Raw genomic sequence first — 10,797 nt, 5'->3', positions numbered from 1 at the left:
GAGCATCCACTGGACCGCAGCCGCACCAGCAACCTCACCCGCCTCAGCTACCGACTCACAGCCTGACCACCCACCCGGAATTGCGCACCAGAGTCCACCACCTGGTCAAAGCCGTCCGACATCGCCACCTCCAACGCCATCCAGGACGCGCGGCTGGTGGGTTCCCCCTCCGGGAAGCTCGTCGCCGTCTGGCAGGACGTGACGAGCGACCCGTCATGGTTCGGCCTCTTCTCGTCCGTCCGCCCGGCGCCCGGTGCCGCCTGGTCGCAGCCGGCGCAGATAGACGTCGGCACGCCGGGACAGCCGGACGTCGACAATCTGCAACTCGTGTCCGCGGACGACGGCACGGCGACCGTGTCCTTCGAGAAGACCTCCGCTTACTACGGCCACTCCGTCAAGGTCGTCGACCTGGCGGCCGACAGCCAGGACTGGTCCGCACCGGTCACGGTCTTCGCTCCGGATCCGGAGTCCGGGATCTACGCGAACGGCGGCCCGCTGACACTGGGCCGGGACGGCCGGGCCGCGCTGGTGTGGACGGCGTACGAGTCCACGATGCTCGCGCAGCGGCCGGCCGACAGCCGCACGTGGGGAGCCGCAGAGCCGATCCCCGGCGTCGGGGCCCTGCCCGTAAGGGACCTGGCCGTCGGCCCCGAGGGCGACATCACCGTACTCTGGGGCGGCCGCGACACCGTCGGCAACGTCCTCGTGCTTGCCACCACACGGTCCGCGGCCACGGGCACGTGGTCCGCCGTGAAGCAGCTCTCCACCAATCACGTGCTGGACGACCGATTCGATCTGACGGTGGGCGCGGACGGCACCGCGCATGCCGTCTGGCGCCAGGAGGTTCCCGGCGACAGCCCTACATACGCGCTGTACACCGCCTCTCGGGTGAACGGGGTCTGGACCGCGCCCGTCCGGCTGAGCACCAACACCCAGGGCATCAGCCAGGGCCAGGTCGCCGTGGACGCTGGCAACCGCCCCGTCGCCGTGTGGACGCAGGACACCAGGGACGCCACCACCCAGGTGCGCTCCGCCACCACCGTGCCCGCTCCCCCCACTCCGTCCAAGCCGCTGCCCAAGTGGCGTGACTTCAGTGGTGACGGTCGGGGTGATCTGCTCGGCCTGACGTCGGGCGGGTCGCTGGCGGTGCGTACGGGTACGAGCACGGGCGGGTTCGGTACGGGTGTGTCGGCGGCGGGCTGGCCGGCGACCTCGGTCGTCGTCCCGTTCGGGGATCTGTCCGGCGACCGGTGCAACGACGTACTGGTGCGGGACTCCTCGGGTGTGCTGACGCGCTACGACGGGGCTTGCGGCAAGGCGTTCGCGCCGAACGGGCCCAGGCGCGTGATCGGTTCGGGCTGGAACATCTACAACGTGCTGACCTCGCCGGGTGATCTGACGGGTGACGGGCGGGCGGATCTGCTCGCCCGTGAGACGTCGACCGGTTACCTCTACCTGTACGAGAGCACGGGCGCGGGTGTCTTCAAGGGTCGCGTGAAGATCGGTACGGGCTGGAAGGGCTACCTCCTGGCCGGTGCGGGTGATCTGAACGGTGACGGTAAGGGTGATCTGCTGGCCCGGGACACCGCGGGTGTGCTGTGGCGGTACCCCGGTACCGGGGCCGGAACACTGGGGTCCCGGGTGAAGGTCGGCGGCGGCTGGCAGATCTACAACTCCCTGGTCGGGGTGGGTGATGTCAGTGGTGACGGCAAGACGGATCTGGTGGCGCGGGACACGGCCGGTGTGCTGTGGCGCTACAACGGCACGGGTTCCGGCATCTTCTCCGCCCGGGTGAAGATCGGCAGCGGCTGGCAGACGTACAAGTCGCTGTTCTGAGTGCCCGGCCCACCGACCGGTGAGCGTTCCGGGGCCCCGGACATGACAGAGCCCCCATTGACACAGGTCAACGGGGACTCCGACCCCGAGGGGTCCGGTAGGCCGTGTGGGACTCGAACCCACAACCAACGGATCAAAAGTCCCGGAAGGGTCCTGCCGGGACTTCCGCCAGCTTCCACGCTGGTCCAGAAATGCCTGGTCAGAGACCTGTTCTTGACGGCCAGTCCAGATCTGAGTGCGTGGTGCCAGCGCGTCCGCTCACGCATCGCTCACGCATCGAGCTCAACCATGCGCGTTGCGGCCCAGCACGCTTTCCAACTCTTCGTCTGGGGGTACGGCAGGGGACGGGGACGTTCTGGCCTGGGGTGGAGTGGGTGGTGGTCGCCCTCTTGGCGGCGGTGGACAGGGGTGAATGAGACCTGAACTGAGAAGCCATCCGCAATCCCGACCGGGCAACCTGCCAACCATCGTTCACTTTCCAGGCGACGTTGCCGGATTCCAAATGGCTTCTCAGCAGACCAGACCAACCGGCTTCGAGTAGCAGGCGCGGAGTCGTCGCTACGGAAGGAGTTTCGCCTGGCTCGCCCACTGCCGGAGGTCGCCGCAGGTTGCGGTTGTTGTCCGGCTGCGGCTGGCTAGGGTGTCGAAGGTGGCGCGTACCTGACTGCCGAGGTAGGCAAACACGTGCGCCGCGTGGCCGGTCTGGTAGGTGAGCAGCCGGAAGACGGCGAGGTCGCGCTCCTCGGTGTCGTCGGCCGCGCGCGCGGGCGCCGCAGCCAGAAACTCGTAGTCGCGCCTGTTTATGACGGTCTGGGCGATGACGTGCAGTGGTGTGGCGTGCAGGGCTTCGAGGAAGGCCGGGCGCCCGGCCGCTGCAGCGTCCAGGATGACGGTGTGCATGGTGAGCGCCGCGAAGGTCCCCAGCAATCGCTCTCCTTCGGGCACGTCCAGGCCGCGTTCGCGGAAGTCGTCATGTCGGCGATCACGCCGCCAGGTTTCCTGGTCGATCAGAGGCAGCAGACATCGGCTCAGGACGCGGCACTCGCGCCAAACGACGTTGTCATGGGCACTGTTCATGGCTGCTGAAGTCTCCTCGAGACTGTTCCCGCCCCGCGACTGACGGGCTGGGCGGGCACACCGTCATGCTTACACGCAGGGCACGTACAGGACGGAGCTGTAGGCGGTGCCGGAGTCGTGGGTGCCGTTGGGGGAAACGATGGTTCCGACCGTCACGGCTCGCCAGCCGGTATTCGGGTCACCGGGTTTGTTCGTGCAAGTCGCCGAAGCCGAACTTGAGCGCAGTGGGGGCGGGCAGCTGGTCTGACGCGGTCCTGATCCGCCGGTCATCCACTGGTTGGAGTAGTTGTTGTAGAACTCGACGTCGACTTCGCTGTTGCAGCTAGCCGGGGTTCCGCCAGCACAGGAAGAGATGCCGCCCGTGCCTGTGATCTTGCTGCCGCTGTGGTTGGGCTTCGAGGCGTAGAGAGTGCAGGTGATGACCGCCTCGAGGGACGGGCTGTCGTCGACCGACAGCGTCACCTCGGGTGGCCCGGGATTCGGCGGCGGCGCGGCCTGCGCGGTCGGAACGGCAAAAGCGAGCAAGGCGGCACCGATGAGCGACGCGCCAGCCACGGGTCTTGATCGCAAGAGCGTCTTCTCCGGCTCTGCCCGCACCCCTGGCACTGTACCGGCCGGGGTGCGGGAAATGAGATTCAGACGCTACAAGCGGAACACACACCACAGAAGGCCGGTTCCGGACATCTGAAGCTCGCTGGACGCTGTCAGCCGTCCCGGGCGGCTGGTTTCCAGGCGGGCCTTGAGTTTGGGCAGGGTGAGGTCTGGGGCGACCTTCCCGCCGGGGTGGAAGATCTGTTCGTCGTCCTTGTTGAGGTCGCCGGGGCGGCCGACGGCGTAGCCGATGAGGTCTCCAGACGGTGCGCGGCGGGCTTTGACTGCGACGCCGTCGGCTTCGAGGTAGGCGAGGAGTTCCTCGGCGGTGGTGGCGTGGGGGATGGCCGCGCGAATACGGCCCTGAAGCCACTCGCGGCTGGTCTGTTCCCAGCCGAGCCGGGCTGCCTTGTGCATCTCGTCCTGGGTCGGCCGGCGGGTGCCGGTGCGGTCGCCGACGTGGTCGGTGACGGGTTGGCCGAACTCGCTGTTGCGCAGGCGTACGGGCGCGTCGAGGTAGTGGCCGAGTTCGGTCAGGGTGGCGTTCTCGTCGCGGCCGGGGTCGGGCATGCCGAGCATGGCGAAGCCGGCGACGAGGTGCGGATCGAGGTGTTCGTCGTGCCGACCGGGGCCGTAGAGGCAGGCGAGCAGACCGCGCGTGTTGGAGCCCGCGGGCTTGATGGCGGCGATCACGGGTCAGATCTCCCTCGCGTCGGTGGGCTGGCGCAAAGCCTCGGCGACCAGGGTGAGCAGGTGGTGGAGTTCGTCGAGGCGCTGACGGATGTCAGGCGGGGTGTAGTCGCTATTGAGGGCGCGGGCGACCTGGTTGACTTTGACGCCGACGCGGTTGAGGGCGCGCAGGACCTGGGCACGGAACATGTGGGTGCGTCGTCGGTCCTCGGACAGGGGGAGGTTGGCGGTGAAGCGGCCGTCGAGGAAGGCGAGGACGATGTCGGCGGCGAAGCCGGATTCGCCCTTGTAGCCGTGCTCGGCTGCGGCCTCGCGCAGGCTGGTGTGCTCGTCGTCGGTGAAGCGCAGTGGGCCGACGCGCCGGCGCACCCTGCGAGCGGCTCTGAACGCGGCGATCGCGCAGCAGTTCATCACCTTCAACGTCGGACACGTACACGAGCCTGCTGCCCGAGGTCGACAAAGCTGTCGCTGAAGCCGCCGCCGCTCTGGTGCCACGTGCCCGTAAGGCCCCCTCCGTAGCGCCTGCTGTCGGACCGTCCGCTCACGCATCGCTCACGCAAGAGGCCCGGAACGACGAAGCGCCCCGACCGGATGAAGCCAGTCGAGGCGCTAAGTAGCAGGTCAGATGGGGTTTTCCCTCCCTGCATCGCGTAGGCCGTGTGGGACTCGAACCCACAACCAACGGATTAAAAGTCCGCTGCTCTGCCAATTGAGCTAACGGCCCTTGGCGGATCACCCCTGAGCATAGCCCGCCCGAGCCCGGCAGCCGATCGGGTATCGGCTGCCGGGCCTGTCGAGCCGTCTCCGGAGGTCGTCATTCGGCGGTAATACCCGCGCTCGTGCGCTTGTGATCCGGTTTGAGGAACCAGTGGCGGGCCGACACGACCCACCACGTCGCCGCGAAACCCAGGACGGCCAGGACGGCGATCGGGGCGTAGTCGAACGTCTCCCAGGTGACGGGGGACAGCTGCGGCAGCATGAAGAGGACCGTGATGACCGCCACCCACACCACCGCGACGATCCCGATGGGCCGGGACCAACGGCCGAGGTGCCAGGGACCCGGGGTGAATTCGTCGCCGCGCAGGAGGCGGAGCAGGGTGGGGATGACGTACGCGATGTAGAGGCCGATCACCGCGATCGAGGTCACTGCGGCGTACGCGGTGACGTTGATCAGGTACGGGAGGCCGAGGGCCAGCGCGCCGCGGGTGGCGAGCCAGACCGCGGCCACGGGGGTGCGGGTGCGGGGGCTGACCGTGTGCCAGACGCGGGAGAACGGGAGTGCGCCGTCCCGGGAGAACGCGTAGATCATGTGGCTGTTGGCGGTCACCGACGCCATCCCGCAGAACAGCTGCGCGCCGATCACGACCAGCAGCGGGAGCTTGCCGGTGGTGGCACCGAGGGCGTCCAGGAGGATCTGGGCGGGCGGAGCACCGGTCGGTGAGTTCAGGGCTCCGACCCGGGTGCGGGTGGCATACCCGCCCTTACCGTTGCCGCGGTACAGCCACAGGACCCCGTCCTTGTCCCGCGCCACCAGGTCCGACCGTCCGTCACCGGAGAGGTCACCGCGCCCGGCGAGCGAGGTGTACACGTTCCAGCCCCCGCCGATGCGCGTACGGCCCGCGAACTTTCCGTCGCTGGTGCCCCGGTAGAGCCAGAGCACACCGCCGGAGTCCCGGCCGATGAGGTCCATCCGGCCGTCGCCGGAGATGTCGCGGACACCGACCAGCTGGTTGTAGATGTTCCAGCCACGGAGGAGGCCGCCGCCGCGCCCGGCGCTCCGGCGCCGAGCAGCCCCGAGACCAGTGCCCCGGAGGCCGCCACCACGGCGAGGAGGCGGCCGGAACGGCGCCGGGCTGTTGTTCTGCTTGCACGTCTGCGCATCAGAAGATCCCCTTGTAGCCCTGCCACCCGGTGGCGATCTGGGTACGGGGCCCGAACGAGCCCTTGCCGTTGCCGTCGTTGCGGAAGAGCTTCCCGGCCGAGTCGCGTACGACGATGTCGTTCTTGCCGTCGCCGCTCAGGTCACCGATGCCCACGACCGAGTTGTAGGTACGCCCCCAGTCCGAGAACACCTTGACCCGCGGCGCGAAGGTGCCGTTGCCCAATCCGTTGTAACGCCACAGGCCGCCGTCGCGGTCGTGGCCGAGCAGGTCGGGGCGGCCGTCACCGGTGATGTCGCCGACGCCTGTGATCTGCCCGTACGTCTTCCAGTTGGCGAAGATCTTGACCCTGGGCGCGAACTTCCCGCCGGCCGCTCCTGCGTAGAAGTACATATCGCCGGTGGCCGTCTGGCGGGCGACGAGGTCGGCCCGGCCGTCCCCGTTCAGGTCGCCGGGCGAGGTCAGCACGTCGTACTGCTGCCAGCCCTTGCCGATCGTGGTGTGTCCGGAGTTGGGCGTGTACCCCGACTTGCCGCAGCGGCCAGCGTACTGGCGCAGCTCGCCGCCCGGCAGCCGTACGAGCAGTTCGGCGCAGTGGTCGTTGTTGGTGTCCGCGAACGGTACGGCGAGGGTGCCGGCCGGCCAGCCGGAACCGGACGACTTACCCCCGAAACGGCCCCCGCTCTGCCCGAAGTGGACGGTCAGCCCGCCGGTGGAGTTGAGGGTGACCAGGTCACCGAGGCTGAAGTAGCCCTGGTCGTGGAAGCCCTCCTTCCCGCCGGCCACCGAGACGGTACCGCTGGTGGTGTACGTCCCCGCGCCGTCCTCGGCCGTCACCCGCAAGGACCAGGTGTGTCGGCCGTTGCCGGTGGGCTCTCCCGCATCGGTCCGGCCGTCCCATTCGACGTCGGCCTCGGTACCGGGGCCGCCCTCCATGGTGCGTACGGTACGGCCGAGCCAGTCCTTGACCGTGTACGTCCAGGTGGCCGGCTTGTTGAACTGCCAGGTGCTGGACCACGTCGGCACACCGTACGGGCCCTTCATGTCGATGTCGCTGTCGCTGACGTCGGAAGCGATCTTCGCAAGAGGTTGGGCCGGCACACCACTGGGCACGATGTGGATGGAGTGCGCGGCATCGACGTACGCGATGTCCCCGCCGAACTTGTCCACCGCCCAGGTCAGCCGCCGCTGGTCGGCGGCGTTCCCGGCTGGAAGGTCGGCCACCGCCCTGGGCGCGGCGGCCGCACCGGTGTGGAAGTCGGTCAGCAGCAGCTTCCCGGCGTCCCGGTCGTGCCTGACGAGGAACCCGTCACCGACGAGGGCGGGCCCGGACGGTACGGCGAAGGACTTCTTCGCCGTACGGTCGTACACGCCGGCCGCGCCGGCCGGCCCGCAGTTCCAGTAGACCCAGCGTCCGACCGTACGCACCTCCTTGATCACGCAGGGGGCGCCGGTGGCGACCGTCTCCATGACCCTCTTCTGCGCGATGTCGATCGAGGTGAGCGCGCCGGAGACGGAGCCCGCCGCCCAGAGTCTGGTCCCCCACACCGCGGCAGCGGTGGGCTTGCGCGTCCAGTCCTCCTGGGTCGTGCGGTACTTCTGAGTCCCGGATATGTACTGCGTGGCGGGCGATCCGGCGTCGACGACCGCGTAGCGGCCGGTCAGGTCCACGATCCGCGTCGCGGGAAACGTGGCGTCGGGAACGTAGTAGAGACTGCGGGGAGTTACCCAGACCTGCACGGTCTCGCGACCGTCGGACCCCACCTGGGTCACGCCGTAGTGGCCGTTGCCCGCAGCGACCAAGGCCACACAGGAACCGGCATCGCACGGCACCCGCTCAAGGTGCTGCCCGAGCGCGTACTCACCCGCGAATGTCCCGCGCACCGGCTCGCCCGCGGACGCCCCGTCCGCACTGATCCGGCGCGACGTGACGTACTGCTCACCGTTGGCGGCGCGCTCTACGGTGTTCAGCACGCCGCCGCCGAAGTCCAGGCCCCAGACGCCGGTCGTGGTGACCGGGGTCGGTCCCACCTCGGCGCCGGGGCTCTCGGCCCGGGCCGCACCGGTACTGAGCGGCAGGAGCACCGCTCCTCCGACGGCCGCGGCAAGTATTGGGGCCAACAGGCCTTTCCGTACCGATGTCATACGCGTCCCTCCCCGGGAACCCACACAGGGCATGAGGAGGACGCGGCAGCAAGTGCCGCGGTCTGCGCGAAGTGGAAGCCCCCCGGCCCCAACCCCCATGCAAGTGGGCCGACTTTAACAGCAGCCGCACAGGTGCCGACAGGGAATTTTCGAACCTGTTCAAAGTGAGAGGGCCCGTACAACACCGAGTCGGTGTCGTACGGGCCCCGAACATGGGGTCACACGTCAGGACAGGGTCTTGTACATCTGCCAGCCGCCGCCGACCTTCACCCGAGTCGCGAAGAGCCCCTTGCCGTCACCCCGGTAGCTCCACAGCACCCCGGACGTGTCCCGGGCGAGGAAATCGGCCTTGCCGTCACCACTCGCGTCACCCACACCGACCAGGGAGTTGTAGATCTGCCAGCCCCCGCCGACCTTCACCCGGGTCGCCAGCGTGCCAGTCCCTGTCCCGGCGTACCGCCACAGCACCCCGGCCTTGTCCCGCGCCAGCAGGTCACCCTTGCCGTCACCGTCCAGATCACCCGCACCGGCGAGAAGGTAGCCCTTCCACCCCGTACCGATCTTCACTCGCGACTTGAAGACCCCGGCACCCTTGCTCTCGTACAGGTAGAGGTAGCCGGTCGACGTCTCACGAGCCAGCAGATCCGCCCGGCCGTCACCCGAGCCCGTCCACCGTCGTCCGGATCTCCTCGGGACGGCCGGAGGTCTTGAGCCACGTACTGCGGTAGCCGCCGATGTACGTGTGCGGCTGGAAGAGGTTCGAGTCGTCGGCCGTGGTGAGGATGCCGCTACCCAGGGAGATGCCTGCGGGCTGTGCGGGCATGTCCTCGATGTCGGCGACGCGCTTGCGCGTCACGGTGCCGTCGGCGGCGGCCGTGAACCGGTAGTAGCCCCAGTCGAGGGCGCCGCGGTCCGTCCGGGTCTCGGCTCCGGCGACCAGGACGGAACCGTCCGGCGCCCAGGAGAGGCCGGTGTGGGCGACCGTCAGCAGTTCCTCTGCGAGCCGGCCGTCGTCGGAGATCCGGAACAGCTGCTCCCCGCGGTACTCGTTGTTTCCCCCGGTGAGGGGACTGACCCCGATGAGCGAGTTCCCGAGCATCCGGAACGTCATGTTGTACGAGAAGTTCCTGAGGTCCAGCGCCCGGGGCGCGGCCGTCAAGTCGTTCCGGTCGAACACCTCGGCGGCATACGAGCCCACCTGGAGGAGGGTGTCCTTGCCGAGGGAGACTGCGGAGGCGTGCGCGTCCAGCGCCTTGACCTGCCCGCTCTCGAGGTCGACGAGCCACCAGCCGTTCGTCATGGTGGTGTCTTCCCAGAGGATCCCCCGGACGACGACCGAACGGGCATCACCGTCGCCGGCCGACAGATTCCACCCTTCGGGAAGACCCTGCAGCTGCTGGTCCTTGACCCCGTCGGCCTCCGCCCGCAGCAGGTGGAGACTCGTCGTGGCCCGCTGGGTGCCGGTGCGGGTGATGACGGTCGTGCCGTACGTCTCGACGTACGACTGTCCTTCCGGGATCGGGACGGTGGTGGTCGACCCGCCCCCCGCGCGCTGCTGCAGCGTGACGTGCGGGCTCGGACTCTCCGAATAGACCGCCACGGTGTCGGACCCGTGGCCGAATCCGGTGGGCCAGGTGCCCCTGGGACGGCCTTCCTCCGGGTCGTACTCGAGGGGCTTCGGAAGCCGGTCCGCCAGGGCGGTGGCCGTTCCGGTGGCGTAGTCGATCCAGCGCAGGCGGTCGTCGCCTTCCTGCGCCGTCAGGAAGCCGGTCTCACCGGCGTTGAGCACACGCGTGGCGCGGGGCACGAAGCGTGCTCCCGGGTTCACCACGACGGTCTCGCCGGACGTGTCGGCGACAGCCGTCCCTGTGGTGGTCGCACCGACCCCGGCGGTGATCGCCAGGGTGACCAAGAGGGCGATGCGGCCGGACGCGCGCCGGCTTCGCCACCCGCTGGATGAGCGAGTCAAGGTGAAAGTCCCTCCCCGGGAAACATGGCACGAGGGGAGGTCCTCAGTGGACGCACTGTGGTCCTTCGTGGTGCGGCTGCTACCGCTCGCACCACCACCCCCGAGCAGATGCGGCGACTCTAACAGCAGCCTCCGACACCCTGACAAGGGTTTTCGAACCCGTTCAAAGACTCAGGGCCCGTACGACACCGAAGTGTCGTACGGGCCCTGATCAGCAGTCAGACGACCGGATCAGCCGTGATCAGCCGTTGCGCTTCCAGCGCGGCTTGTCGTCGCGGCGGCCGAAGGAACCGGTGTTGGTTCCGGTGCCCGTGCCACCGCGGTGGTCGTCGCGGCGGCCGGTCGGACGGTCGCTGCCACCGGAGCGGAAGCCACCGGCCGGACGGTCGTCACGACGGTCGCGGTTGAACGGACGGTCGCTGCCACCGGAGCGGAAGCCACCGGCCGGACGGTCGTCACGACGGTCGCGGTTGAACGACGGGCGGTCGTTGTCCCGGTTGAAGGACGGGCGGTCGTTGTCGCGGCGGAAACCACCCGACGGGCGGTCGTCACGACGCTGGAAACCACCACGGTCACCACCGCGGTCGTCACGACGGTCGCGGTTGAACG

General features: G+C 68.9%; 7 protein-coding genes, 1 tRNA gene and 4 pseudogenes. 1 reads left to right on the top strand and 11 read right to left on the bottom strand.

Annotated elements, in window-relative coordinates:
- The first annotated feature begins 156 nt into the window (after positions 1-156).
- On the top strand, positions 157-1,836 hold the full coding sequence (locus ACGFSA_RS19755) for an FG-GAP repeat domain-containing protein (RefSeq protein ID WP_393305823.1): 1,680 nt from the start codon (positions 157-159) through the stop codon (positions 1,834-1,836).
- Between the two features lie 558 nt (positions 1,837-2,394).
- Here ACGFSA_RS19755 and ACGFSA_RS19750 read toward each other — a convergent pair.
- The 11 genes and pseudogenes from ACGFSA_RS19750 to ACGFSA_RS19700 form a co-directional block, all read right to left on the bottom strand.
- Positions 2,395-2,913 carry a hypothetical protein gene (locus tag ACGFSA_RS19750; RefSeq protein WP_393305821.1) on the bottom strand — a complete coding sequence of 173 codons (519 nt, stop codon included), beginning with the start codon at positions 2,911-2,913 and terminating at the stop codon, positions 2,395-2,397.
- Between the two features lie 69 nt (positions 2,914-2,982).
- Positions 2,983-3,510, bottom strand: coding sequence for a hypothetical protein (locus ACGFSA_RS19745; protein WP_393305819.1), 528 nt, complete (start codon positions 3,508-3,510; stop codon positions 2,983-2,985).
- Between the two features lie 117 nt (positions 3,511-3,627).
- A pseudogene (locus tag ACGFSA_RS19740) lies at positions 3,628-4,197 on the bottom strand (mobilization protein); the annotation flags it as partial.
- Positions 4,198-4,200: 3 nt separating this feature from the next.
- The gene (locus tag ACGFSA_RS19735; protein ID WP_393305817.1) at positions 4,201-4,743 is read right to left on the bottom strand and encodes a plasmid mobilization relaxosome protein MobC; all 543 of its coding nucleotides are present in this window, start codon (positions 4,741-4,743) and stop codon (positions 4,201-4,203) included.
- A 102-nt stretch (positions 4,744-4,845) separates the two neighbouring features.
- A tRNA-Lys gene (locus ACGFSA_RS19730) sits at positions 4,846-4,918 on the bottom strand.
- Positions 4,919-5,008: 90 nt separating this feature from the next.
- Positions 5,009-5,650, bottom strand: a pseudogene (locus ACGFSA_RS19725) (amino acid permease); the annotation flags it as partial.
- A gap of 84 nt (positions 5,651-5,734) precedes the next feature.
- Positions 5,735-5,902 (bottom strand): annotated as a pseudogene (locus ACGFSA_RS19720) (FG-GAP-like repeat-containing protein); the annotation flags it as partial.
- A 172-nt stretch (positions 5,903-6,074) separates the two neighbouring features.
- The gene (locus ACGFSA_RS19715) at positions 6,075-8,195 is read right to left on the bottom strand and encodes an FG-GAP-like repeat-containing protein (RefSeq protein ID WP_393305815.1); all 2,121 of its coding nucleotides are present in this window, start codon (positions 8,193-8,195) and stop codon (positions 6,075-6,077) included.
- A gap of 249 nt (positions 8,196-8,444) precedes the next feature.
- Entirely contained in the window at positions 8,445-8,825 is a 381-nt protein-coding gene (locus tag ACGFSA_RS19710) for an FG-GAP repeat domain-containing protein (RefSeq protein WP_393305837.1), read from the bottom strand.
- 49 nt (positions 8,826-8,874) lie between these two features.
- On the bottom strand, positions 8,875-10,188 hold the full coding sequence (locus tag ACGFSA_RS19705) for a hypothetical protein (protein WP_393305813.1): 1,314 nt from the start codon (positions 10,186-10,188) through the stop codon (positions 8,875-8,877).
- Between the two features lie 241 nt (positions 10,189-10,429).
- Positions 10,430-10,797, bottom strand: a pseudogene (locus ACGFSA_RS19700) (RNA helicase); the annotation flags it as partial.

The sequence above is a fragment of the Streptomyces sp. NPDC048496 genome (assembly GCF_043200055.1).
In the GTDB taxonomy this organism is placed as follows: domain Bacteria; phylum Actinomycetota; class Actinomycetes; order Streptomycetales; family Streptomycetaceae; genus Streptomyces.
This window is presented reverse-complemented; position numbering and strand designations above follow the sequence as displayed.